This window comes from Sinorhizobium sp. 8-89 (assembly GCF_030124325.1).
Classification (GTDB): Bacteria; Pseudomonadota; Alphaproteobacteria; order Rhizobiales; family Rhizobiaceae; genus Sinorhizobium.
The window spans coordinates 108,858-134,001 of record NZ_JASKLR010000005.1 but is presented as its reverse complement, the minus strand read 5'-3'; the positions used below and the strand labels follow the sequence as shown (position 1 = coordinate 134,001).

Below are 25,144 nucleotides of genomic sequence, written 5' to 3'. Positions count from 1 at the left end.
CTCATCTTGCTACTGCATGTTTCCTTAAATCGTATCCGATTTAAGGAAACATGCAGCAATTCAAAGTGTTACAGCGTCCCTTGCGCGTCTGATAAGACGGGCGGCGCTGTAGAGTGGGGCGCGGGCGGAAAACCGCTTCACGCTTTCCTCGCCTCGCTCTGACCGCTCATAACACCAGCATTGCGGCAAAACCATATCAGCGCGGCCGCCGGCGTCCAAACGTTCCTTGTAGGGCCATCGCCGTCCTCAGGCGGCGACGCCGGCGATTGCTTCGGCGAAATCCTTTGCCTCGAAGGGTTCGAGATCGTCGACGCCTTCGCCGACACCGATGAAATAGACCGGCAACTTGTGCTTTGCGGAAATCGCCACGAGGATGCCGCCGCGCGCGGTGCCGTCGAGCTTGGTCATGATGAGACCGCTGACGCCTGCGACGTTGCGGAAGATCTCGACCTGCTGGAGCGCATTCTGGCCGGTCGTCGCGTCGAGCGTCTGCAGGACCGTGTGCGGCGCGTCGGGATCGAGCTTGCCGAGAACGCGCACGATCTTTTCGAGTTCCGCCATCAGCTCGGTTTTGTTCTGCAGCCGCCCGGCCGTGTCGATGATCAGCACATCCGACTTCTTTTCGCGCGCGAGCTGGAACGCCTCATAGGCAAGCCCGGCGGCGTCGGCGCCAAGCTTCGAGGAGACGATGTCGGATTTCGTCCGTTCGGCCCAGATCTTCAATTGCTCGATGGCTGCGGCGCGGAACGTGTCGCCGGCCGCAAGCATCACCTTCAGGCCCGCGCCGGAGAGCTTTGCTGCGAGCTTGCCGATCGTCGTGGTCTTGCCGGTGCCGTTGACGCCGACGACGAGAATCACGTGCGGCTTGTGGCTGAGATCGAGCTCGAGCGGTTTGGCGACCGGCGCCAGCACCTTGGTGATTTCTCCGGCCATGATGCGCGACACGTCCTCGCCGGAGACATCCTTGCCGTAGCGCTCGGAGGCGAGCGTGTCGGTAATGCGCATCGCGGTCTCGACGCCAAGGTCAGCCTGGATCAGCAGGTCTTCGAGATCCTGCAGCGTCGCCTCGTCGAGCTTCCTCTTGGTGAAGAGGCTGGTGATCTGGCCGGTCAGCTGTGACGAGGTGCGCGCAAGGCCACGGCGCAGGCGCTGGTACCAGTTAAGCTTCGGCTGGAGTGCGGCTGCTTCTTCCCTTGGACGCTGGTCGAAGACGGCGAAGCCTTTTGGGAGAGCCGGTGCGGCTGTGATTTGATCCCCCTCCCTTTCGGGGAGATGTCCCGAAGGAACAGAGTGGGGTGTCGCGGCGTCCTCGCGAGGCGCGGCGCCGTCGGAGAGGGGTTTACCCCCCTCTGCCCTGCCGGGCATCTCCCCCCCAAGGGGGGAGATTGGAGGATGCACGCTTTCGTCGCCAGCGGTGTCGGCGTTTGCCTCGGGCTCTTGGCGCTTGGCATCCTCGGTCGCGGTCGAGGCGGCGAGATTGTCTCTGCCGATCGACTCGTTTCGCGGGGCGGTGCGGTCGTCCTTTGTGGTTGCCTCGGTCTCCCCCTGATCTCCCCCCTTGCGGGGGAGATGTCCCGAAGGGACAGAGGGGGGTGTGGCGACCTTGGCCTCATCATCGAGCGCAACGGTGGGCTCGGAAGCGGCGTCACTCCACTCTGCACTGCCGGGCATCTCCCCCACAGGGGGGGAGATCGGAGGAGGCGCGCTCTCGTCTTCTATCGCAACGCTCTCGTCGGCAACGGTCTCCGTGTTTGCCTCGACCGCTTCGCTACGCGCATCGACCTCATCCGGGGCGCTCTCGGTCGAGGGCGTAATCGCCGCTGCGCGGGCCTCCTCGATCGCGCCACGGTCGTCCTCTGCGGTAGCCTCGACCGCCCGCGGCTCGTCGGAGAGATCTTCCGAAGGGACAGAAGGGGGCGTCACTGCCTCAGCGATAGTCGCCTCCGGCGTCTCCTGCGGCGGTACAGGTTTCTCCTCGACGGCGTCCTTGCCGAAGGAGAAGATCTTCTTGATGAAACCGATTGCCATGGGAATATCCGCGTGTCAGGCCGCAGCCAGCTGTTTTCGCTGCATCGTCAGGTGCTTGCCATTGTGCCCGGTGATCGTGACGTTAATGAGCGACCGCGGCTCGAGGCCGGCTGCATCGACGAGCGTGAAGTTTTCCGTGTGCGCGAGCCCGTTCATCTCGACCAGGATCGACTGCTCGCCGCCAACCATTCGGTCAAGGTGCGCGGCGTGAAGCTCGGCGCCCTTCGCGCGGAGACGGGCGGCGCGCTCCTTGACGAGCGCCCGATCGACCTGCGGCATCCGTGCGGCCGGCGTGCCGGGGCGAGCGCTGTAAGGAAAGACGTGCAGGTGGGCTATGCCGCAGTCCGCCGCGAGGCGCGCGGCATTCTCGAACATCGCCTCGGTCTCGGTCGGAAAACCGGCGATCATGTCGGCGCCGAAGCTGATCTCGGGCCTTAGGCGCCGCACCTGATCACAGAAGGCGCGGGCATCGGCACCCGAATGCCGCCGCTTCATGCGCTTCAGAATGAGGTCGTCGCCGTGCTGGAGCGAAAGATGCAGATGCGGCATGAAGCGCGGCTCGTCAGCGATCAGATCGAGGAGATGCCGATCGGCCTCGATGCTGTCGATCGAGGAGAGGCGCAGGCGCAGGATGTCCGGCACCTGTTTCAACAGCGTCTTGGCAAGCAGCCCGAGCGTCGGCGTTCCCGGTAGATCGGCGCCATAGCTCGTCGCGTCGACGCCGGTCAGCACGATCTCGCGATAGCCGCCTTCGACAAGCCGGCGCGCCTGTTCGACGACCGCGCCCATTGGTACCGAGCGGGAATTGCCGCGGCCGAAAGGAATAATGCAGAAGGTGCAGCGATGGTCGCAGCCGTTCTGCACCTGGATGAAGGCGCGCACGTGCCCGTCTATATGCTTCACCATCTGGGGCGCGGTTTCCGTGACGCTCATTATGTCGTTGACGCGGAGCTTTTCTTCCGCTGAGACGCCGAAATCCGGTAGCGAGCGATAGGAGGCGCTCTTTAGCTTTTCCTCGTTGCCGAGCACTGCATCCACCTCGGCCATTTCGGCAAAGGTTTCCTTCTCCGTCTGGGCGGCGCAGCCGGTGACAATGATGCGGGCGTGCGGGTTGTCGCGCCGTGCACGGCGGATCGCCTGGCGCGCCTGGCGCACGGCCTCGCCGGTTACGGCGCAGGTGTTGACGAGAATGGCGTTGTTCAGCCCCGCCTTCTCGGCTTCGGCCCGCATCACTTCCGATTCATAGGTGTTGAGGCGGCAGCCGAAGGTTATGACCTCGACGCCGCTCAAAGTGCCTGTGCTCCGCTGTCGCCAGCCGGAGCGCCGTCGCGCTGAAAGGCGCCGGAGGCTGGATCGACGGTGCCCGACCATTCCCACTCGGCCGGTCCGGTCATGATCACGTGATCGTCCCGCTCGCGCCATTCGATGAGGAGCGGCCCGCCCGGAACGTTCACAGTCACCGTCCGCTCCGTCCGGCCAGTCCGGACACCGCTGACGGTGGCGGCACAGGCGGCCGAGCCGCAGGCAAGCGTCAGCCCCGTGCCACGCTCCCAGGTCCTGAGATCCATTTCCTGAGGCGAACGGACGCGGGCGATCGAGATGTTGGCGCGCTCGGGGAACATCGGATGATTTTCGAGCAGCGGCCCGAAGCGATCGAGTTCATAGGACCAGACGTCGTTCTCGACCCAGAAGATCGCATGCGGGTTGCCCATCGAGGCAACGGAAGGCGAATGCAGGACAGGATCGTCGATCGGCCCGATCTGCAGTTCGATCCGGCGGGTGTCGTGGAATTCCTCCGAGAGCGGGATTTCGTTCCAGCCAAAACGTGGGCTTCCCATGTCGACCGAGATCGTGCCGTCGTCATGCTCCTTCGCTTCGAGCAGGCCGGCGACCGTATGGAAGAGGAAGGCCTTCTTGCCGGTTTCGGCCGCGAGCGCCTGGACGACGCAACGGGTGCCGTTGCCGCAAGCCTGCGCCATCGATCCGTCGGAATTGATGATCTCGATCCAGGCATCGGTGCCGGCGGCCTTGGGATCGTGGATCGCCATGATCTGATCGAATTCCGTGGCCGGATCGGCATTGAGCGCAATGGCGGCTTCAGGCGTCACGCGATCCTTCCGGCCGCGCATGTCAACGACCAGGATCTTGTTTCCAAGCCCGTTCATCCTGGCAAATTGCACGCTGTCGGCCATGTCGCGATTGTCCAACTGGCCTCCAATTCCGGGGAGGCGTCCTTCATTTGCGCTGTATATGGCGGAAAAGCCCGGAAATTACCAGTGCCCGCTTTATTCGGCGCTCTTTGCGGCGGCGGGAACGTCGAAGACCTCGCCGGGACGCAATGCCCTGAACCGCGTCCGTTCTATGCCGGCCTTTTCGAGCGCTGCCTCAAGGGCTTTCAGCGGCTCCTCGATCCCCTCGTTGGTCAGCCGGAACGTGCCCCAGTGGTGCCCGGCGACGTGCTCGGCGCCGCAGGCGATCATGCCCATGACCGCCTCCTCCGGGTTCTGGTGCTGGGACGCCATGAACCAGCGCGGCTCGTAGGAGCCGAACGGCAGATTGGCGAGGCGGAATGAACCGTGCTTGGCGCGGGCGGCACGATAGTTGATGCCGTCGTGAAAGCCGGTGTCGCCGACATGATAGATCTTGCCGGCCGGCGTCTCGATCACGAAGGCGGCCCATAGCGCCATGCGCCGGTCGCCGGAGCGGCGTGCCGACCAGTGATGGCAGGGCTCGGCGTGGATGGTGATCCCGTCTTCCACCTCGACCCGGTCGCCCCAGTCGACAACGGATATTTCCGCGTTCGGGACCGAACGCCGGATGATCGTGTCGTTGCCGAGCGGCGTCACGATGCGTGGCGCGTGTTCCGCGTTCAATGCGGTGAGCGTGGCGAGGTCGAGGTGGTCGTAGTGATTGTGCGTGACGAGCACGATATCGATCGGCGGCAGGTCATCCATGAGAATGCCGGGCGCGTTGCGCCGGTGTGGACCGGCAAAGGTGAAGGGGCTTGCGCGATGCGACCAGACCGGGTCGGTCAAGATGTTCCACCCGCCGACCTGGATCAGGAGCGTCGCGTGCCCGACCATGGTTACCCTCAGACCGTCGCCGTCGACATTGAGGTCGGGTCTCCCCTGAAGGAACGGACTGGCATAGTGGCCCGGCCATCTTGTCCGGCGGCCGCCGAGCTGCCAGCGCAGCAGATCGCCGAAGCCACGCGGCGCGGTGCCGCCGGGATTGAAGAAGCGAACGCCGTCGAAATGGTCCGAAACGGGCCCGCTGTAATAGGGATTGCCACCTTTCTTCATTGCCGTCCTCGGCTGCCGTTGCAATGAAACAAGATAGGCGCGCCGGACGCCTCATCACAGGGCGGAGGCAAGGGCCCTTAACAAATTCTTGAAGATGACAACTCGATTGCTATTATGCGCAGATGCTTGTTCGCTTCGATAAACAGGAACGCCTTTACAAGGCTATCAGACTTCTTCGCCCCATCCATCGCAACGTCAACAGGACGGTTGAGAGAATGCTTGAGGGGGCAGGAATTACGGTCGCCGAGCGTGCCGTGCTGGAATTGCTCTGCGGAGAGCCGTTGACGGTGCCGGAAGCAGCAAGGCGGCTGTCGATGAAGAGGCAGTTCGTCCAGCGCATGGCCGCCGGCCTCCTGGCGAAAGCCCTGATCGAGAAAAAGCCCAATCCCGAGCATCGCAGAGCCTATTTCTGCGCTCCAACCCCCGCCGGCCGCGAGTTGTTCAACGCGATCCACCAGCGCGAACTCGAACTGCTGCATGCCGCTCTCGGCGACATCAACCAGACGGAGGTGGTGGTGGCTCTCCGGGTGATGACTCGCGTCGATGCGGCGTTCGAGGAACTGGCACGCCAATGGGGTGTGGAGGAACGCGGATGATGTGGGTTCTGGCGGTGGTCGGGGCGATCCTCCTTGCTGTCGCCCTCTTTACCATGCGCTTGAGATATGAGTTGCGGAGGGCGAACACGCCGACCACCGGCGAGCGCATCGACATTTCCATGCGGCCGAACCTGGCGCTGCTCGTCATTGACGTGCAGAAGGATTTCACCTCCGTCGGCGGGAAGTTCGGCTGGGAGGAGGCCTATCTGAAGGCGCGCCTTGCCATGATCAGCACGGCCGTCGTCAAGGCGAGCGAAGCCGAAATCCCGGTGATCGCCGTCCGTCATGTCTATGGCGCTCCGCTCATCCGGCTGATGATCTGGCTGTTTGGCGAGGGGCGGGGAATTCCGGGATCGAAGGGGCTCGGTCTTTCGTTGCCGCTGACGCCGGATTTCGAGGTGGTGAAATCGGTGAGCGACAGCTTCTCGTCGCCGGAGCTCGAGGGCTACCTCGCCGCAAACAGGGTCGGCACGTTGCTGCTGACAGGGCTCGATGGTTGCTATTGCGTCCAGAACACGGCCAACGGCGCGCTCAACCGCGGCTACCGAGTGGAGATCCTCGAAAACGCCGTATTGAGTCGTGACGAGGGTGAATGGCGCAAGCATTCCGAGGCGCTCGAAGGGCGGGGTGCCGTCCTCACCTGAAGCGGCCTCCAGCGAATTTGCCGCCAATCCTTGACTTTTCACCCGCTTTCCTGTTTATCGCGGCCAATTCCTTCGCAAGTGAAGACTTCGAAGCCGCCGACCGGGCCCCGCAAAGGTATAAAGAGAGCCCGGAGGTCAACATCCGACAGCGCGTTGCGCCCTCGGGTGGTTTTTGGCTTTGTGCCTTGTTTTCCGGGCGAGGGAACCCACGTTTCCGGCTGAACCATTGGTAAAACCGGAAACCAGAAGGAAGAGAGAATGTTCGAGAGCCTCCAGGACCGTCTTGGTTCCATATTGAATGGACTGACCGGCCGCGGCGCCCTGTCGGAAGCTGATGTTTCCGCGGCGCTCCGGGAGGTTCGCCGTGCGCTGCTCGAAGCCGACGTCGCGCTCGATGTCGTACGTTCCTTCACCGAAAAGGTTCGCGAGAAGGCGGTCGGCGCCGAAATCCTGAAGTCGATCAAGCCCGGCCAGATGGTCGTCAAGATCGTCCATGACGAGCTTGTCGCAATGCTCGGCTCCGAGGGCGTGCCGATCGACCTCAACGCGCCCGCTCCGGTCGTCATCATGATGGTCGGCCTGCAGGGCTCGGGCAAGACGACGACGACCGGCAAGATCGCCAAGCGGCTGACGGCGCGGGACAAGAAGAAGGTCCTGATGGCTTCGCTCGATACTCGTCGTCCGGCCGCGCAGGAGCAATTGCGCCAGCTTGGCGTCCAGACGGGCGTCGATACGCTGCCGATTATCGCCGGTCAGTCGCCGACCGACATTGCCGCGCGCGCCGTCCAGGCGGCCAAGCTCGGCGGCCATGACATCGTCATCCTCGATACGGCCGGCCGTACCCATATCGACGAGCCGTTGATGATCGAGATGGCGGAGATCAAGCGGAAGTCCAATCCGCACGAGATCCTGCTCGTTGCCGATGCGCTGACCGGTCAGGACGCGGTCAATCTCGCACGCAATTTCGACGACCGCGTCGGCATCACCGGTCTCGTGCTGACCCGCATGGACGGCGACGGCCGAGGCGGTGCGGCGCTGTCGATGCGCGCCGTCACTGGCAAGCCGATCAAGCTCATCGGCGTCGGCGAGAAGATGGATGAGCTCGAGGAGTTCCATCCCCGCCGCGTCGCCGACCGTATCCTCGGCATGGGCGATATCGTTTCGCTGGTCGAAAAGGCGGCGGAAAACATCGACACCGAAAAGGCGGCCGCCATGGCCGCCAAAATGGCCAAGGGCAAGTTCGACCTGAACGACCTCGCCGATCAGCTCCGCCAAATGCAGAAGATGGGGGGCATGGGCGGCATCATGGGGCTGATGCCCGGCATGGCCGGCATGAAGGACAAGATGGCCGCCGCCGGCCTCGACGACAAGCTTTTCAAGCGCCAGCTCGCCATCATCTCGTCGATGACCAAGGCCGAGCGCGCCAATCCGGATATCCTCAAGCATTCGCGCAAGAAGCGCATCGCCAGCGGCTCCGGCACCGATGCCGCCGACATCAACAAGCTTCTGAAGATGCACCGCCAGATGGCGGACATGATGAAGATGATGGGTGGCAAGGGCAAAGGCGGCATGATGAAGCAGATGATGGGCGGTCTTGCCAACAAGATGGGGCTTGGGGGCATCAGCGGCGCCATGCCGGATCTCTCGAAGCTCGACCCGAAGCAGCTCGAAGCCCTGCAGAAGCAGGCGGAAGCTGCCGGCCTCGGAAAACCTGGCGGCGGTCTACCTGGCGTCGGTGGTGGCGGATTGCCCGGCCAAGGACTGCCAGGCCTGGGCGGCGCAAAGCTTCCGGGTCTCGGTTTCCCCGGCCTTCCCGGCTTGCCCAAGAAGAAGTGAGGATCGCGAGACAAATGGTTGATCCCGAGATCAGAGAGGAATTGGCGGGCTACCGGCAATCGATCGACAATATCGATGCCGCGCTCGTCCACATGCTGGCCGAACGTTTCCGCTGCACCAAGGCGGTCGGCGTTCTGAAAGCCAAGCATCAATTGCCGCCGGCGGATCCGGCGCGCGAGGAATACCAGATCGAACGCCTCCGCCGTCTGGCGAAGGATGCCAATCTGGACCCGGATTTCGCCGAGAAGTTCCTGAACTTCATCATCAAGGAAGTCATCCGGCATCATGAAGCCATCGCCGCCGATCGCTCGCAGCCCGCGAGCAACGCCGGCGCAACCCATTCCGCTTGAAAGAAGCGGTCAAAAGAAGCCTGCAAGGAGTAATTGAAATGGCACTGAAAATTCGTCTCGCCCGTGGTGGTTCCAAGAAGCGCCCCTACTACCAGATCGTTGTCGCCGATGCGCGCAGCCCGCGTGACGGCCGCTTCCTCGAGAAGCTCGGTTCCTGGAACCCGATGCTCGGCAAGGACGACGAAAAGCGCGTCGAGCTCGACGCTGACCGCGTGAACCACTGGATCGCCCAGGGCGCGCAGCCGACCGACCGCGTCCTGCGCTTCCTCGACCAGGCTGGTCTTGCCAAGCGCCCGGCCCGCAACAACCCGAACAAGGCACAGCCCGGCAAGAAGGCACAGGAACGTGCCGCTGAAGCCAAGCAGCGCGCCGAAGAAGCGGCTGCAGCCGCTGCCGAAGCAGCCGCGGAATAATATCCGTCAAAACGGTGTGGCAAACGGGTGGCATTTTCATGCCGCCCGTTTTGCTTTATGTGCACACGGAATTCCGGACCGCGCCCCGAAATCGGAAATGGATGCAGACCATGAGCAAACTTGAAAATCCAGTCCTGGTGGCGACGATCGGTGCGGCCCAGGGCCTGCGCGGCGAAGTGCGTGCAAAATCCTATACCGCTGATCCGACCGCGCTCGGCGACTACGGCAACCTGCACAGCGCGGACGGCCGCGTCTTCGAGGTGCTCGAAATCCGCGAGGCCAAGAACATGGTCGTAGTGCGCTTTCGCGGCATCAACGACCGGACTGCCGCCGAAGCCCTCAACGGGCTCGAACTTTTCATCGAACGCGACAATCTTCCCGACGACGATCTCGACGAGGATGAGTTCTTCTACGCCGATCTCGAAGGGTTGGAGGCGGTTGACGGAACCGGCCGGAGTTACGGCTCGGTAACCGGCGTCTTCGACTTCGGTGCCGGCGACCTGCTGGAACTGAAGGGGCCGGGCCGGCGGCCGGTGCTGATCCCCTTTACCGAATGGTCGGTACTCGAAATTGATCTCGAGGCGGGCAGGCTGCTGGTCGATCCGGTTGCGGCCGGCCTTCTTGACGCCAAGGATGACGGCGCCGGCAATCCGTTCCCGAAGAAGAGCAAGTGAGCAGTTCGGCATGTCCTTTCGCGCGACGGTCCTGACGCTCTATCCGGAAATGTTTCCCGGACACCTTGGCGTTTCGCTCGCCGGCAAAGCACTGGAGCGCGGGCAATGGTCGATCGAGGCCGTGCAGATCCGCGATTTCGCCGAGGACAAGCACCGCACCGTCGACGACACGCCGGCCGGCGGCGGCGCCGGCATGGTGCTGAAGCCCGACGTGCTGGCGCGCGCGATCGACGGGGTTTCCGCTGCCGATGGTCGTCCGCGATTACTGATGAGCCCGCGTGGTCGGCCGTTGACGCAGGATCGCGTGCGGGAACTCGCCGCCGGTCCCGGCGTCGTCATTGTCTGCGGCCGTTTCGAGGGAGTCGATCAGCGGGTCATCGACAGCCGCAATCTCGAGGAAGTGTCGATCGGCGACTATATTCTCTCCGGCGGCGAGCCTGCGGCGCTCGTGCTGCTCGATGCCGTCGTGCGCATCCTGCCCGGCGTGATGGGCAACGAATTGTCGGGCCTGCACGAAAGTTTCGAGGACGGCCTTCTCGAGCATCCGCATTACACGCGGCCACAAGTCTTCGAAGGCCATGAAATTCCGGCCGTGCTCACCTCGGGAAACCACGGCGCCATCGCCAAATGGCGCGAGGCCGAGGCCCGGAAATTGACGGCGGAGCGCCGGCCGGATCTTCTACAGCGCCGCGCGTCTCACAAGGCGCGCTAAGGACGCTGTAGCACTCTGAATTGCTGCATGTTTTTATCCTTAAATCGGCTCCGATTTGAGGAAACATGCAGTAGAGCGCGCGCCGTCGGTCAGCCGGTGAAGAAATAATAGGCGGCGAGCAACAGGCCGACCGCGACGACGAGCGCCCGAATGATCGCCTGCGGAACGCGGCGCGCCGCCCAGACGCCCGAATAGCCGCCAAGGGCCGCACCCGGAACCATGATCGCTGCGTGCAGCCAGGAGACGACCCCGCCTGCGGCAAAGACAGCAATTGCGATCGCGGCAATGACGATCGAGATGAAGTTCTTCAGCGCATTCAGCCGATGGTAGCCGCCGCCGGTCGCGAGCCCCAGCACCGCCAGCATCATGATGCCCATGCCGGCGCCAAAGAAACCGCCATAGATGGAGGTCACCATCTGGCTGGCGATCCCGAGCGGCCCGATTCGGTGTTCGTCGCTGCGCGCCTTGGGTTTCAGCAGGGGGCCGGCCGCGAAGATCACCGTCGCGGCGATCAGCAACCAGGGCACCATCGCGCGGAAGGACGGGTTGGAGAGCGAAAGCAGGAGCAACGCACCCGCAAGTCCGCCGATCGCCGAAATGATGCCAAGGACGATTGCGTTCCGCCGGTCCGCGCGGATTTCCTTGGCATAGGCAAGCGCCGAGGTGATGTAGCCGGGAAACTGGATGATCGACGAGGTGGCATTGGCAACGATCGGCGGCAGCCCGCCAAGCGTCATGGCGCCGAAGGTCAGAAAGGTGCCGCCGCCTGCGATGGCGTTGACGACACCGGAAAGGAACCCCGAAACAAAAAGCAGAAGAGCTTGGACGATCGTCATGGCTATCCCCGAACCGCGTGGACACCGGGATAGCCGCTGGCGAAATCGACCGCAAGCCCGCCGCCGAAACTGTCTCTAATGCCTGGAATTTCAGGCAATTCTGATAAAATGCCGTTTCTGAGGCGGCAAGCGTCTACAGCGCCGCGCGTCTTATCAGACGCGCAAAGGACGCTGTAGCACTTTGAAGTGCTGCATGTTTTTATCCTTAAATCGGCTACGATTTAAGGAAACATGCAGTCGAAAATCCGCTTTCGGGGATGACAAGGCGGATCGTTTGGTGTATGTGCCGCCCCGGTTCGGGTTCTTTGCCCGTCGACCACCAACAAAGAATGGCGAATCCGCTCCTGCCACAAGTACGGCAAAGCTTGAAGGGAAAACCAACAGGCTGATCGAGAGCGCTCTGGCTGTTTCAGAAGAACGCAAAGGTTAGACCGATGAACATCATCCAGCAGCTGGAAGCCGAACAGGCCGCCAAGATCGCCGCAAAGCGCACCCTTCCCGATTTTTCCGCCGGCGATACCGTTCGCGTCAACGTCCGCGTTGTCGAAGGCAACCGTACCCGCGTCCAGGCCTATGAAGGCGTCTGCATCGCCCGTTCCGGCGGCGGCATCAACGAGAGCTTCACCGTTCGCAAGATCTCCTACGGCGAAGGCGTCGAGCGCGTATTCCCGGTTTATTCTCCGCTCGTAGAGAGCGTCGAAGTGGTCCGCCGCGGTAAGGTTCGTCGCGCCAAGCTCTACTATCTGCGTGACCGTCGCGGCAAGTCGGCCCGCATCGTCGAGAACACCGGCACGCGCGCCCGTAAGCTGAACGAAGCCGAGCGCCAGACCGTTGCCGAGGAAAAGGCACGCATCGAGGCCGAAAAGGTAGCAGCCGCCCAGGCGCTTGCCGCCGAGAAGGCAGCAGCGGAAGCCGCCGAAGCAAAGGCAGCAGCCGAAGCTGCCGAGGCACAGGCAGCGGAAAACGCCGCAGAATAAGACTCAAATCCTCGGATTTGCAGAAAGATGGCCTCGGGCCGCCTTTCTTTTTTGCCTCCAGAGCGTCCTGGGCGCGTTCATGCACGCGCGGCGCTCTGAAGCGGATCACGGAAAAGCGGCTTTCCAGCCGCTTCCCTCGATTTGAAAAATCGGATGGTAATGATTTTGCGTCGATCCCAAATCATTGTCATCTATCTGCTTGTCTTCCCGGTGAAATTTGTGACATTTTCTGTCGCCACAATTTTCGGGAGCTTCTCCAATGACATGCCGTCGCCATGTGCTTGCGGGTATCGCCGCAGCCCTCGCCGTCCCATTCGCATTCTCCGCGCCCGCTGTCGCGAGCGACCTGCCGGATCTCGGCGGCAAGACGGTTGTCGTCGTCACCGAGAACGCCTATCCGCCGCTGCAATTCGTCGATCCGAAGACCGGCCACGCCGTCGGATGGGAGTATGATGCGATGAACGAGATCGCCAGACGGCTGAACTTCAAGGTCGAATACCAGAACACCAGTTGGGACGCGATGATTCAGGCGGTTTCCGACGGCCAGTACCAGGTCGGCATGACCGGTATCACCATCAAGGACGACCGCAAGGAAAAGGTCGACTTCTCCGACCCTTATATGCGCTCGCAGCAGTTCATGCTGGTGCGCGGCGACGAAACCCGCTTCAAGGACGCCAAGAGCTTCGCCGCAGTCGAGGATGCGCTGATCGGCGCCCAGCCCGGCACCTCGCCGTTCTACACGGCGGTCTATGAGATTCTCGACGGCAACGAGCAGAACCCGCGCATCAAGTTGTTCGAGACGTTTGGCGCGACGGTGCAGGCCTTGAAGGCCGGCGACGTCGACCTCGTGCTGACCGACAGCGTGGCCGCGAAGGGCTATGTCGATTCTTCGGAAGGCAAGCTCAAGGTCGTCGGCGAGCCGCTCGGCACCGAGGATTTCGGCTTCATTTTCCCGAAGGGCTCCGATCTCGTTGCCCCGATCAATGCCGCCATCAAGGCGCTGAAGGAGGACGGCACCTTCGATGCGCTGAATAAGAAATGGTTCCTCGACTACAAGATGGGCGGCTGATTGCCGGAGCGGGATGAGCAAAGTGTGCGGTTTTCCGCCGGCATCCCGCTCCAACTTATCGGAATCATGATGGCGCCAGTTAGATCCGACACTTCCGAAAAGGGCGACTATCCCTGGTGGCTGGTCGCCCTTCTCGTCATTGCCGTGGCGCTCGCCGCGGTTATTGCAACCAACGACATCTTTTCCCAGGTCTTCAACGTCGTCCTCAAAGGCATAGGCGTCACCGTTTTCGTGACGCTGATGGGTTTTGCGCTGGCGACGGTGCTAGGCCTCGGCGTGGCGTTGATGGCGCTTTCGGAGCGTGTCGCGCTGCGCCAGACCGCGCGCTTCTATACCGAGGTGATCCGTGGCGTGCCGATCCTCGTTCTGCTCTTCTACATCGCCTTCGTCGGCGCGCCGGCGCTGGTGGTCGTCGCGAACTTCGCGGCTGCGCCCTTCATCTCGGCCGGCTGGATGGAGCCGCTCGTCGTTCGCGACATCTCGCTGATGTGGCGGGCGATCATCGCCTTGATGATCGGCTATTCGGCCTTCATCGCCGAGGTCTTTCGCGCCGGCATCCAGTCGGTCGACAAGGGACAGGTGGAGGCGGCGAAGGCGCTTGGGCTTTCGCGCTACCAGCGCTTCCGCCTCGTCGTCTTTCCGCAGGCGATCCGCATCATCCTGCCGCCGCTCGGCAACGACTTCGTGGCGATGGTCAAGGATTCCTCGCTGGTCTCGGTGCTCGGCGTCGCCGATATCACTCAGATGGGCAAGATCTATGCCTCGGGCTCTTTCCGCTTTTTCGAGACCTATTCCATCGTCGCCTATGTCTATCTCATCCTGACGATTGGCCTGTCGCTGGCGCTCCGGGCGCTCGAGCGGCGGCTGCGGCGGGCGGAGGCGCCGCGGTAGGTTATCGTATTGGTTGGAGAGGGATGCTCGCGGAATCGCTCCACATCTCGCCAATTGCCGAACAGTCAAAAAATTGATATGAGCACGGCCATGGAATCCAAATTCGGATGTCGCGAACAGAAAATCGTCGTGCTGCAGGACCACAAGCGTCTACCGGCACGCTTTTTTGCGCGAGTTTCCGGCGCGCTCACCAGCCGCCTATCCTGATCGTTCGATCAGTTTTTTCCGGCCGCCCTGCTGCCGGCCGTTCCCATATTCTGAAAATTCGAATGGACATATGCCATGAGCGCACCGCGTACCCTCTATGACAAGATCTGGGACGATCACCTGGTCAACAGCCAGGAGGACGGCACCTGTCTTCTCTACATCGATCGTCACCTCGTTCACGAGGTGACGAGCCCGCAGGCCTTCGAGGGCCTGCGCATGGCCGGCCGCCAGGTCCGCGCGCCGGAAAAGACGCTCGCCGTCGTCGACCATAACGTTCCGACCTCGCCCGATCGCCACCTCGGCATCAAGAACGAGGAGAGCCGCATCCAGGTCGAGGCGCTCGCCAAGAATGCTGCCGACTTCGGCGTCGAATACTACTCCGAGAACGACAAGCGCCAGGGCATCGTCCATATCGTTGGTCCTGAACAGGGCTTCACGCTGCCGGGCATGACGATCGTGTGCGGCGACAGCCACACCTCGACCCACGGCGCCTTCGGCGCGCTGGCGCACGGTATCGGCACCTCTGAGGTCGAGCATGTCCTGGCAACGCAGACGCTGATCCAGAAGAAGGCCAAGAACATGCTGGTGCGCGTCGACGGCCAGCTGCCGCCGGGCGTCACTGCCAAGGACATCATCCTCGCGATCATCGGCGAGATCGGCACGGCCGGCGGCACCGGCCATGTCATCGAGTTCGCCGGGGAAGCCATTCGGTCGCTCTCGATGGAAGGCCGCATGACGATCTGCAACATGACGATCGAAGGGGGCGCCCGCGCCGGCCTGATCGCGCCGGACGAAACGACCTTCGCCTATATCAAGGACCGGCCGCGCGCACCGAAGGGCAAGGCCTGGGACATGGCGCTCGAATACTGGAAGACGCTGCATACGGACGAGGGCGCCCACTACGACCGCGTCGTCGTACTCGACGCCGCCAACCTGCCGCCGATCGTGTCCTGGGGTTCCTCGCCGGAAGACGTGGTCTCAGTGCAGGGTATCGTTCCGAACCCGGATGAAATCCAGGACGAGACCAAACGTGCCTCGAAGTGGCGCGCGCTCGACTATATGGGCCTGAAGCCAGGTACGAAGATCACCGACATCGCCATCGATCGGGTCTTCATCGGCTCGTGCACGAACGGCCGCATCGAGGACCTGCGCGCCGTCGCGAAGGTCGTCGAAGGCCGCAAGGTCGCCCCGACCGTTTCCGCGATGATCGTGCCGGGCTCCGGTCTCGTCAAGGAACAGGCGGAAGCCGAGGGACTCGACAGGATCTTCAAGGAAGCGGGCTTCGACTGGCGCGAGCCCGGCTGCTCCATGTGCCTTGCGATGAACGACGATCGGTTGAAGCCGGGCGAGCGTTGCGCCTCGACGTCGAACCGCAACTTCGAAGGCCGCCAGGGCTTCAAGGGGCGCACGCATCTGGTCTCTCCGGCCATGGCCGCGGCTGCGGCGGTCGCTGGGCATTTCGTAGATATTCGCGAGTGGAAGTAAGCCGGTTCGAGCTTTCCGGCGTCTATGGCCGCCCCTCGGGGCGGCCTTTTTTTATGCGCGCGAGGGTGCGAGAATGAAATGATTGGCCGACAGATGAGGAACGCCCCATGCCTGACGACGCCAGACCCCCGACACGCCGCCTCATGTTGCTCCGCCACGGCAAATCCGCCTGGCCGGAGGGAGTTGCCGACCATCGCCGCCCGCTTGCCGGCCGCGGCCGGAAGGCGGCGCCGGCAATCGGCGCATTCATGGCGCGGCAGGAGCTGATCCCGGATCTCGCGCTCGTTTCGACCGCCCGACGCGCGCAGGAGACCTGGGAGCTCGTCGGCGAGGCGTTTCCGCACAAGGTTGACGCCCGCGACGCTGTCGCCATCTACGAGGTCGCCGCCAAGGCCATGATCGATGTGATCCGCAAGGTAGACCCGTCCGTCGAGAAGCTCATGCTCGTCGGGCACAACCCGGGCATGGCGGAGCTTGCACTCCTCCTCGCCAGCGGCGGAGACGAGGCGGCGTTGGCGCGCCTGCGCGAGAAGTTTCCGACGGCCGGGCTCGCCGTCATCGACTTCACCGTCGAGCAATGGTCGGAGATAGCGCCCGGCACGGGCCGGCTCGTTCAGTTCGTGACACCCCGCATGCTGGACGACGGAACGCGATGAGCCATCTCTGCAGCGATCTTCGCGCGTCCGATTGGACGCGCGGCGCTTTAGTTCCTACACCACCTTCACGACCGTTCCCCGGCGCATATGCCGGATCAGCCGCTTCATCGCCGGAAGGCTGACGGCGACGCAACCCTGCGTCGGCTCGTAGCCGGGGCGAATCAGGTGGAAGAAGATCGCGGAGCCGGCGTTGCGTCGTCTGCAGAAAATGTTCCAGTCCATGACCAGACATACGTCATAAAGGCCATCGTCGCGCAACATCGTCTCGTGGCTTACCGCAAGCGGGGCCTTGGCCGGGCGGTTGTAGCAGGCGTGCCCCGGATCGTCGCACCAGAGCATGTCGCGGCGGATAGCGCGCATCGGCAGGCAAGTCGGTGGCAGCGAGATGCGGTCGCGACGCATGTAGCCGCCGATCAGTTTCATCGATGCACGCGGCGTCGCGCCGTCGCCCTCGCGCTTCACCGCCGTCACGCCGCCACGGCCGATCGCCGCCTGCTCCGTTCTGCCGTCGAAACTGACAAGCGCGCGCCGACGGTCGCGGGGCGCCGTTCTGACGATGATCGTGGATTTCGGCGATCTTACTCCCGACGTTTTCTTGCGCATTATTCTCACAAAATTTTGCCTTGTCCGTGACTTAGTGACAACCATAGGCATGGTTGCATTTATGACGACGCTCAATGGCGGCCGGCTTGCCAAGCGCGGCATTTGAGCTAGTTTTGATTCAGGAAGCAAACAGGAATTGTCCCCATGGCGACACGCACCATTCTCCTTGTCGATGACGACAATGACCTGCGCGAAACATTGGTAGAACAGCTTTCTCTCTATGAAGAGTTCGACCTTCTGCAAGAGGCGACCGCCGGCAAGGGGATCCAGGCGGCTCGCGCGCATCAGGTCGACCTCCTGATCATGGATGTCGGCCTGCCCGACATGGATGGCCGCGAGGCGGTCAAGCTCCTGCGCAAAGGCGGCTTCAAGGCGCCGATCATCATGCTGACAGGCCATGACACCGATTCGGACACCATCCTCGGGCTTGAAGCGGGCGCCAACGATTACGTTACGAAGCCCTTTCGTTTTGCCGTCCTGCTCGCGCGCATTCGCGCCCAGCTTCGCCAGCACGAGCAGAGCGAGGACGCCACCTTCAGCGTCGGTCCCTACACGTTCAAGCCGAGCCAGAAACTGCTGACGATGGAGAACGGCCAGAAGATCCGCCTGACGGAGAAGGAAGCGGCGATCATCCGCTATCTCTACCGCGCCGACCAGAAAGTGGTCACGCGCGATGTCCTGCTCGAAGAGGTCTGGGGCTACAATTCCGGCGTGACCACGCACACACTGGAAACGCATGTCTACCGGCTCCGTCAGAAAATCGAGCGCGACCCTTCCAATGCAGAGATTTTGGTGACAGAGAACGGCGGCTACAAGATCGTACCTTAAGCGGGATTGAGGAAAGGCGTGAAGCGGTTTTCGGTTCCCGCATCCCGCTCCTTTCTGCATGTTTTCTTAAATCGCACCGATCAAAGGAAACATGCAGTCATTCAAAGTGCTACAGCGATCCTTGCGCGCCTGACAAGACGCGCGGCGCTGCAATACGAGCCAGGAGATTTGCCGCTTTGGCACTCAATGACGACATCGCGCTTTTATCCAACGTGGCGCTCTTTGCCGATATCAGCGAGGACAAGCTGAGGCTGATTGCCTTCGGTGCCGAGCGCCGCCGCTTGTCGAAAGGCCAGGAACTCTTTCGCGAAGGGGCGCCGGCCGACTGTGCCTTTGCCGTCGCCGCCGGCAGCTTCACGCTTTCCAAGGTGGACGGCGAAGGTCGACCGCAGCATGTGACCACGGTCGAGCGCGGCGCGCTGCTGTCCGAACTGGCGCTGATTTCCATGGTCGAACGCAAATTCACCGCAACCGCCGACGAAGACAGCGAAGTGATCCGCATCAACCGCCCGCTTTTTCGCCGAATGCTGGAAGAGTACCCGGAGGTGACGGCGCTTGTCGAAGCCCGCATCCGCGAGAACCTGCAGGCGATGATCCGGCGCGCCGAGGCGCTCGCCGGCCGTTTCGCGTAGCGCAGTGCGATTGCCCCTCATCCGGCCTGCCGGCCACCTTCTCCCCGTTCTGACGGGGAGAAGGACTCGCTGCGCGTTCTTAATCCCCGCGCCGCGCCTGCGGGGAGGGGGTTAGGGTGAGGGGTAATCATGCGCATGCCGCGTCCACAGCGTGACCTCAAAGGCGTTGCGGCCGTTAAAGCTCGAAATGCGCGATCACCGGCACGTGGTCGGAAGGGCGATCCCAGCCGCGTGCCTCGCGCAGAATGTCGATGCGGCTCAGTTTCGGCGCGAGGTCGGCCGAGGACCAGATGTGATCGAGGCGGCGACCGCGGTCGGCCAAGGCCCAATCCTTCGCGCGATAACTCCACCAGGTGTAGAGCTTTTCCGGCGGCGGAACGTGCTGGCGCATCAGGTCGACCCAGGCGCCGCCGGTCATCACCGAAATCAGGCCTTCGGTCTCGATCGGGGTATGGCTGACGATCTTCAAGAGCTGCTTGTGCGACCAGACGTCGTCCTCGAGCGGCGCGATGTTGAGATCGCCAACGAGGATCGACGAGACCCCGGCTTCGGCTTCGGCGTGCAGGAGCTTCATTTCGTCGACGAAGTCGAGTTTGTGACCGAACTTCGGATTGATCGTCCGGTCGGCCTCGTCGCCACCGGCCGGCACATAGAAGTTGTGCAGCCGTATCGTCTTGCCGCCGGCCCCGAAGACCACCGAAAGATGGCGGGCGTCGCCAACACCGCAATAGTCGCGGCGGTCGGAAAGCTCATGCAGCGGCAGGCGCGAGACGGTCGCCACGCCGTGATAGCCTTTCTGGCCGTGCATCTCGATGTATTTGTAGCCGAGGCTTTTGAGCGGCGACGACGGAAACTGGTCGTTCGGGCATTTGGTTTCCTGCAGGCACAGGATGTCGGGCTGCCATGTCTTCAGAAAGTGCTCGACCAGCGGCATGCGCAGACGAATTGAGTTGATGTTCCACGTGGCGATGGAAAGGGCCATTCCTCATTCCTTTGGAAATTTTGCCGACGGAGGGAGAGCAGGTATCCGGCAACACGGGGCGTTTTAAGCAGGTCTGGGGCCGATCGACAAGTCAAGAAAAAGGCCGCCCGAGGGCGGCCGTTTCTCACCGTTTCCCGCGTTGCCTGATCAGCCGCCGCGCCCTTTGTTGCGCACCTCGTCATAGGGAATGCGGAAAACCTTGTCGTCCAGCTGCATTCCGGTGCGAACGTTGAAGATCATCACCGAAGTGTCCTTCTTTTGGGGATCGGTGATCGTCCACTGCCGAAGATCGTAGGTCTTGGGGTCGAACATCATCGTGATGGTCGAATCACCGAAGATCGAGCGGTCTCCGAGTACGATGGTGATGAGGTCGGACTCCTCCCGGACGGCACGCACCATCCTGCCGGTCAGATCGATCCTTTCGCTCAGCAACAGATTGAGCGGCGTCTTCGAAAGCGGGTAGATGTCCCAGGTCTTCAGCTTCATGTTGCCGATGACGACCGACTTGCCGTCGGCGATCACCCGCATCGGGGAGGGTGCCTCGTAATTGAAGCGGATGCGTCCGGGGCGGCGGATGTAGAATTTGCCACCTGTCTGCTCGCCGCGCGGCCCGAACTGCACGAACTCGCCCGCCATCGTCTTCACCGACGAAAAATGGTCGGCAATCCTCTGGGCGACACCAGAGGCCTGTGCCGAGGCGTGCTTCGCATCGAGCGTCGTTCCGGCCATGCCCGCGAGAGCCGCCAGGCCGCAAACGAAGACGCGCCGCGAGATTGCCCGATTGCGGTCCTGGCCGGTTCTTGTCTCTGTCATCGCAGTCTCCTTCATTTCAAGATCATTTGAAGAGCAAGTGGGGCGCCTTCAAGGCGCTGCCTGATGCCGCAAGAGGCGTCGTTTTCAAATGACCGTTACCGGCCGCGCCTCATGGCGGCCGGCGATGAGGGCCGGATTACCGGCCGGTGATTTCGGCCTCGGTCGGCACCAGGATCTCGCGCTTGCCGGCATGGTTTGCCGGTCCGATGATTCCTTCCTGCTCCATCCGCTCGATCAGCGAGGCGGCACGATTATAACCGATACCGAGGCGTCGCTGCACATAGGAGGTCGAGGCTTTGCCGTCGCGCAGCACGATCGACACGGCCTGATCGTAGGGATCATCGGAATCGGCGAGGTTGGAGGTGCCGGCCGGTCCGCCGCCGTCCTCGTCGTCGCCATCGTCCTCGGTGATCGCATCGAGATATTGCGGCACGCCCTGGGTCTTCAAGTAGGCGACCACCTCTTCCACTTCCGTGTCGGAGACGAAGGGACCGTGCACGCGCTGGATGCGCCCGCCACCGGCCATGTAGAGCATGTCCCCCATGCCGAGCAATTGTTCGGCGCCCTGCTCGCCGAGGATCGTGCGGCTGTCGATCTTGGAGGTGACCTGGAAGGAGATGCGCGTCGGGAAGTTCGCCTTGATCGTGCCGGTGATGACGTCGACCGAGGGACGCTGTGTTGCCATGATGACGTGGATGCCGGCCGCACGCGCCATCTGGGCGAGGCGCTGGACGGCGCCTTCGATGTCCTTGCCCGCGACCATCATCAGGTCGGCCATCTCGTCGATGATCACGACGATGTACGGCAGCGGCGTGAGGTCGAATTCCTCCGTCTCGTACATCGCTTCGCCCGTCTGGCGATCGAACCCGGTCTGAACCGTACGGGTGATCGCTTCGCCCTTGGCGAGCGCCTGCTCGACGCGGGTGTTGAAGCCGTCGATGTTGCGCACACCGATCTTGGACATTTTCTTGTAGCGCTCTTCCATCTCGCGCACGGTCCATTTCAGCGCGACGACGGCCTTCTTCGGATCGGTCACAACAGGCGAAAGCAGGTGCGGGATGCCGTCATAGACAGAGAGTTCCAGCATCTTCGGGTCGATCATGATCAGGCGGCACTGATCTGGCCTGAGCCGATAGAGCAGTGACAGGATCATTGTGTTGATCGCCACCGACTTGCCCGAACCGGTGGTACCGGCGACGAGCAGATGCGGCATCTTTGCGAGATCGGCGATCACGGGCTCGCCGCCGATGGTCTTGCCGAGCGCCATGGCGAGCCTGGTCTTGGTCGTCTCGAAGTCGCGCGAGCCGATTAGCTCGCGCAGGTAGACGGTTTCGCGCCGCTGGTTCGGCAGCTCGATGCCGATGGCATTGCGGCCCGGAACGACGGCGACACGGGCGGCGATCGCGCTCATCGAGCGGGCGATGTCGTCGGCAAGGCCGATGACGCGGGAGGATTTGATGCCCGGTGCCGGCTCGAGTTCGTAAAGCGTGACCACGGGGCCGGGGCGAACGTGGATGATCTCGCCCTTGACGCCGAAATCCTCGAGCACGCCCTCGAGCATGCGGGCGTTCTGTTCGAGCGCGTCGGACGAAAGCGAGGGATCGCGGGTGACGTTCTTCGGCTCGGCGAGGAAGTGCATCGGCGGCAGCACGAAATCGCCGTCGTCGTCGACAAACGAGCGCTGAGCTTCGCGTTCGATGCGCTGGCCCGATTTGGGGCGCGGCGCCGGCGATGCGACGCGGGATCCGGCCTTGGCGAGCGCTGCTGCCTTCGGCGGAGCGGCTTTCGGCGCCCAGTCGGCGGCCACGTCGTCGTAGTCATCATCCGGCAGGATGCCGGCGGGGCGCTGCTCGTCGGGATCGAAGGGCGGATCGTCATCGTCGTCGGCCATGATCGGCGGCGGCGTGACGATGCGGCGTTCCGAGCGGTCGAGCGAAGGCTCGATACGGTCGGTGGAGGCCAGCGGTTTCGGCCGCGCCGGTTCGTTCAACGTGCCGAATTCGTCGTTGTTGAAATCATAGGGTTCGTCGTATTGGCGTTTAGCGCTTCGCGTGCCGCTCATGCCGAAGGCGCGCCGTAGGCGGGCCTCAAGCGTAAAGCGCATATGGGCGAGCGAGCCCATGAGCAAGGTGAACGGACCTTCCGCGTCCTCATCCTCGATTTCCTCGCCGACGGTGCGGGCCTTGCTCGGCGCGGCTTGCTCCGCCTGGGCTTCCTCTTGCTCCTCGCTGACGCCGATGAGGCCGGCGCTATAGATCAGGCACCAGGCAGCCGGGGCGGCGAAAAGGCAGGCGAGAACGGTGGCAAACGTGCCGGTCGGGAAGGCGCCGGTGAAAAGGGCCGGGAAGCGCAGGATCATGTCGCCGAAAACACCGCCGAGGCCGTTCGGAAGCGGCCAGGTAATCGGCGCCGGAACACAGCTCAGCGCCGCGCCCGCAAGCGCGGAGCCGACGAACCAGAAGCCGAGACGCTTGAATACCTTGTCGAACGGTTTGCCGCCGATGAGAACCAGCGCCCAGGCGACTGCGGGCAGCAGCGCGACGACGCTCGCCAGCCCGAAGAATTGCATGAAGATGTCGGCGAAGGCGGCGCCCGCATAGCCGAGCACATTGGTCGGCTCGTCCGAGGTTGCGTAGGAAAAGCTCGGGTCAGACACGTTCCATGTCGAGAGCGCCGCGACGGCGAGCGCCAGTGCGCCGAACAGGGCAAAGCCCGCCAGCGAGGCGACCTGTCGCCAAACGAAGGTGGCCAGCACGAACCGGTTGGAACGGCTGTCAAGCGTTGCGGGATTGCTTCTGCTCATGTTGCCTGTTGCCCGTGTCGATCCTGCGGAGCGCCGCGCGTTCATGGGTAGACCATGGGGACGTTCCAGTACTTTGATTCCGGAGCACCACGCCCAGCTTGGAAGGTTGCTGCGTGCGAGCGGGATGCTTCGGGCACATTGCGTGCCATGGAATCAACCTACGCGGAGTAGGGTTAATGCGACATTAACCATGAGCGTGTGCCGGTAAAATACCGATTGCGCGGCCGCCAGACAAAGGGGGCATCGGACAAAAAAGGCCCGGATCTTGGGGATCCGGGCCAGGAGCGGTCCGCAATAACCAGACGGACCGCGACGGGACTGTCGGCGGCGCCGCCCAAATGCAGGGGGCGCCGCAATCGCTTAGCTCGCGTGGTAGGCGGCTTCGCCGTGCGAGGAGAGGTCGAGACCCTCACGCTCGGCTTCGACCGAGACGCGCAGACCGACGATCGCGTCGACCACCTTGTAGAGGATGGCCGAGCCGATGCCGGACCAGACGACGGTGACGAGGACGCCCTTGAGCTGCGCCCAGACCTGCGTTGCCGTGCCGGCGTAGCCAGCAGCGAAGTCGGCGGTCGAGTAGTCGACGATGCCTGCGCCGCCGAGCGCCGGGTTGACGAGGATACCGGTTCCGATCGCGCCGAGGATGCCGCCGACGCCGTGGATGCCGAACACGTCGAGGCTGTCGTCATAGTTGAACTTGTTCTTCACCACGTCGACGAAGAAGTAGCAGACCGGCGAGACGATGAGGCCGAGAACGATCGCGCCCATCGGGCCGGCGAAGCCGGCAGCCGGCGTGACGGCGACGAGGCCGGCAACGGCACCCGATGCAGCGCCGAGCATCGAAGCCTTGCCGCGGACGAGCGTTTCAACCACGGCCCAGGAGATGATTGCGGCGGCCGTTGCGAGGAATGTGTTGATCATGGCGAGCGCCGCATAGGCATTGGCTTCGAGGTTGGAGCCGGCATTGAAGCCGAACCAGCCGACCCACAGCAGCGAGGCGCCGACCATCGTGAGCGTCATCGAATGCGGTGCCATGATCTCTTTCTTGTAGCCCGTGCGCTTGCCGAGCAGGATCGCGCCGACGAGACCTGCGATACCGGCATTGATGTGGACGACAGTGCCGCCGGCAAAGTCGATGGCGCCGAAGGAGAAGATCAGGCCGGTCGGGGCCGTGTAGGCGCTCGGGCCGCCCCAGAACCAGACCATGTGGGCGATCGGGAAGTAGACGAAGGTGACCCAGAGGACGACGAACAGCACGACGGCCGAGAAGCGGATGCGCTCGGCGAAAGCGCCGACGATCAGCGCCGGCGTGATGCAGGCGAAGGTCATCTGGAACACCACGAAGACGTATTCGGGAATGAAGACGCCCTTCGAGAAGCTTTCCGCGAGCGTCGTCGTGTCGACGCCGGCAAGGAACATCTTGGAGAAGCCGCCGATAAAGGAGTTGAGCGAACCACCATCGGTGAACGCCAGCGAATAGCCGTAGGTCACCCAGATAATCATGACGATGGCGGTGATCATCAGAACCTGCATCAGCACCGAGAGCATGTTCTTGGCGCGCACGAGGCCGCCGTAGAAGAGCGCCAGCCCCGGAACGGTCATGAGCAGAACGAGGATGGTCGACAGCAGCATCCAGGTGGTGTCGCCCTTGTCGGGAACAGGGGTTGCCGCAACGGCCTCGGCGGCGGCAGGGGCCGCCTCCTGGGCGAAGGCGACGACCGGCGCAAGCAGGGCGGCAGCGGTTGCGCCCAAGCGTCCGAGAGAGGTGGAAAGTTTGAACGATGACATTTGACAAATGCTCCCTGAA

24 protein-coding genes are annotated in these 25,144 nt (G+C 63.0%); 14 read left to right on the top strand and 10 right to left on the bottom strand.

From position 1 onward, the window contains the following. Positions 1–246: 246 nt before the first annotated feature. The 4 genes from ftsY to QN219_RS12905 form a co-directional block, all read right to left on the bottom strand. Positions 247–2,028: a signal recognition particle-docking protein FtsY gene (ftsY, locus tag QN219_RS12920; protein WP_284000087.1), complete on the bottom strand. Its 1,782-nt coding sequence runs from the start codon at positions 2,026–2,028 to the stop codon at positions 247–249. Positions 2,029–2,043: 15 nt separating this feature from the next. Then, a complete protein-coding gene (gene mtaB, locus QN219_RS12915; protein WP_284000086.1) occupies positions 2,044–3,318 on the bottom strand; it encodes a tRNA (N(6)-L-threonylcarbamoyladenosine(37)-C(2))-methylthiotransferase MtaB in 1,275 nt (424 codons plus the stop codon). After that, the gene (gene dapF, locus QN219_RS12910; RefSeq protein ID WP_284000293.1) at positions 3,315–4,220 is read right to left on the bottom strand and encodes a diaminopimelate epimerase; all 906 of its coding nucleotides are present in this window, start codon (positions 4,218–4,220) and stop codon (positions 3,315–3,317) included. Before dapF ends, mtaB begins: the two co-directional genes overlap by 4 nt. Positions 4,221–4,313: 93 nt before the next feature. Then, positions 4,314–5,330: an MBL fold metallo-hydrolase gene (locus QN219_RS12905; RefSeq protein WP_284000085.1), complete on the bottom strand. Its 1,017-nt coding sequence runs from the start codon at positions 5,328–5,330 to the stop codon at positions 4,314–4,316. 215 nt (positions 5,331–5,545) lie between these two features. Here QN219_RS12905 and QN219_RS12900 point away from each other — a divergent pair, with 215 nt between their 5' ends. From QN219_RS12900 to trmD, 7 genes are all read left to right on the top strand, one after another. Next, positions 5,546–5,926, top strand: coding sequence for a MarR family transcriptional regulator (locus tag QN219_RS12900; RefSeq protein ID WP_284000084.1), 381 nt, complete (start codon positions 5,546–5,548; stop codon positions 5,924–5,926). Beyond that, entirely contained in the window at positions 5,923–6,570 is a 648-nt protein-coding gene (locus QN219_RS12895; protein WP_284000083.1) for a cysteine hydrolase, read from the top strand. The genes QN219_RS12900 and QN219_RS12895 overlap by 4 nt, the downstream gene beginning before the upstream one ends. Positions 6,571–6,828: 258 nt before the next feature. Continuing rightward, the gene (gene ffh, locus QN219_RS12890) at positions 6,829–8,406 is read left to right on the top strand and encodes a signal recognition particle protein (RefSeq protein ID WP_284000082.1); all 1,578 of its coding nucleotides are present in this window, start codon (positions 6,829–6,831) and stop codon (positions 8,404–8,406) included. 14 nt (positions 8,407–8,420) lie between these two features. Beyond that, a complete protein-coding gene (locus tag QN219_RS12885) occupies positions 8,421–8,756 on the top strand; it encodes a chorismate mutase (protein ID WP_173508728.1) in 336 nt (111 codons plus the stop codon). A gap of 38 nt (positions 8,757–8,794) precedes the next feature. Then, positions 8,795–9,169, top strand: coding sequence for a 30S ribosomal protein S16 (gene rpsP, locus QN219_RS12880; protein WP_284000080.1), 375 nt, complete (start codon positions 8,795–8,797; stop codon positions 9,167–9,169). A gap of 110 nt (positions 9,170–9,279) precedes the next feature. Beyond that, positions 9,280–9,843 carry a ribosome maturation factor RimM gene (rimM, locus tag QN219_RS12875; protein ID WP_284000079.1) on the top strand — a complete coding sequence of 188 codons (564 nt, stop codon included), beginning with the start codon at positions 9,280–9,282 and terminating at the stop codon, positions 9,841–9,843. Between the two features lie 10 nt (positions 9,844–9,853). Continuing rightward, the gene (trmD, locus tag QN219_RS12870; protein ID WP_284000078.1) at positions 9,854–10,555 is read left to right on the top strand and encodes a tRNA (guanosine(37)-N1)-methyltransferase TrmD; all 702 of its coding nucleotides are present in this window, start codon (positions 9,854–9,856) and stop codon (positions 10,553–10,555) included. Between the two features lie 89 nt (positions 10,556–10,644). Here the strand turns inward: trmD and QN219_RS12865 are convergent, their stop codons facing one another. Then, entirely contained in the window at positions 10,645–11,391 is a 747-nt protein-coding gene (locus QN219_RS12865; protein ID WP_284000077.1) for a sulfite exporter TauE/SafE family protein, read from the bottom strand. Positions 11,392–11,825: 434 nt separating this feature from the next. Between QN219_RS12865 and rplS the strand changes: the two genes are divergently transcribed. From rplS to QN219_RS12840, 5 genes are all read left to right on the top strand, one after another. After that, the gene (gene rplS / locus QN219_RS12860) at positions 11,826–12,368 is read left to right on the top strand and encodes a 50S ribosomal protein L19 (protein ID WP_284000076.1); all 543 of its coding nucleotides are present in this window, start codon (positions 11,826–11,828) and stop codon (positions 12,366–12,368) included. Between the two features lie 259 nt (positions 12,369–12,627). Next, on the top strand, positions 12,628–13,437 hold the full coding sequence (locus QN219_RS12855; protein WP_284000075.1) for a basic amino acid ABC transporter substrate-binding protein: 810 nt from the start codon (positions 12,628–12,630) through the stop codon (positions 13,435–13,437). A 69-nt stretch (positions 13,438–13,506) separates the two neighbouring features. After that, complete coding sequence (locus QN219_RS12850) at positions 13,507–14,328, top strand: amino acid ABC transporter permease (RefSeq protein ID WP_284000074.1); 822 nt, start codon at positions 13,507–13,509, stop codon at positions 14,326–14,328. Positions 14,329–14,610: 282 nt separating this feature from the next. After that, entirely contained in the window at positions 14,611–16,020 is a 1,410-nt protein-coding gene (gene leuC / locus QN219_RS12845) for a 3-isopropylmalate dehydratase large subunit (protein ID WP_284000073.1), read from the top strand. A 107-nt stretch (positions 16,021–16,127) separates the two neighbouring features. Beyond that, positions 16,128–16,676 carry a histidine phosphatase family protein gene (locus tag QN219_RS12840; RefSeq protein ID WP_284000071.1) on the top strand — a complete coding sequence of 183 codons (549 nt, stop codon included), beginning with the start codon at positions 16,128–16,130 and terminating at the stop codon, positions 16,674–16,676. Between the two features lie 54 nt (positions 16,677–16,730). Here the strand turns inward: QN219_RS12840 and QN219_RS12835 are convergent, their stop codons facing one another. Continuing rightward, positions 16,731–17,279, bottom strand: a complete 549-nt coding sequence (locus QN219_RS12835; protein ID WP_284000070.1) for a L,D-transpeptidase family protein — start codon at positions 17,277–17,279, stop codon at positions 16,731–16,733. Positions 17,280–17,423: 144 nt separating this feature from the next. Between QN219_RS12835 and QN219_RS12830 the strand changes: the two genes are divergently transcribed. Further along, a complete protein-coding gene (locus QN219_RS12830; protein ID WP_173508739.1) occupies positions 17,424–18,107 on the top strand; it encodes a response regulator transcription factor in 684 nt (227 codons plus the stop codon). A 176-nt stretch (positions 18,108–18,283) separates the two neighbouring features. Then, positions 18,284–18,739 carry a cyclic nucleotide-binding domain-containing protein gene (locus tag QN219_RS12825; protein ID WP_284000069.1) on the top strand — a complete coding sequence of 152 codons (456 nt, stop codon included), beginning with the start codon at positions 18,284–18,286 and terminating at the stop codon, positions 18,737–18,739. A 175-nt stretch (positions 18,740–18,914) separates the two neighbouring features. Here QN219_RS12825 and QN219_RS12820 read toward each other — a convergent pair whose 3' ends face one another. The 4 genes from QN219_RS12820 to QN219_RS12805 form a co-directional block, all read right to left on the bottom strand. Continuing rightward, on the bottom strand, positions 18,915–19,721 hold the full coding sequence (locus QN219_RS12820) for an exodeoxyribonuclease III (protein ID WP_284000068.1): 807 nt from the start codon (positions 19,719–19,721) through the stop codon (positions 18,915–18,917). Between the two features lie 147 nt (positions 19,722–19,868). Next, on the bottom strand, positions 19,869–20,549 hold the full coding sequence (locus QN219_RS12815) for an outer membrane lipoprotein carrier protein LolA (RefSeq protein ID WP_405052134.1): 681 nt from the start codon (positions 20,547–20,549) through the stop codon (positions 19,869–19,871). 121 nt (positions 20,550–20,670) lie between these two features. Continuing rightward, positions 20,671–23,337, bottom strand: a complete 2,667-nt coding sequence (locus tag QN219_RS12810) for a DNA translocase FtsK (protein ID WP_284000066.1) — start codon at positions 23,335–23,337, stop codon at positions 20,671–20,673. 360 nt (positions 23,338–23,697) lie between these two features. Further along, positions 23,698–25,125: an ammonium transporter gene (locus tag QN219_RS12805; protein WP_284000065.1), complete on the bottom strand. Its 1,428-nt coding sequence runs from the start codon at positions 25,123–25,125 to the stop codon at positions 23,698–23,700. Positions 25,126–25,144: the final 19 nt, after the last annotated feature.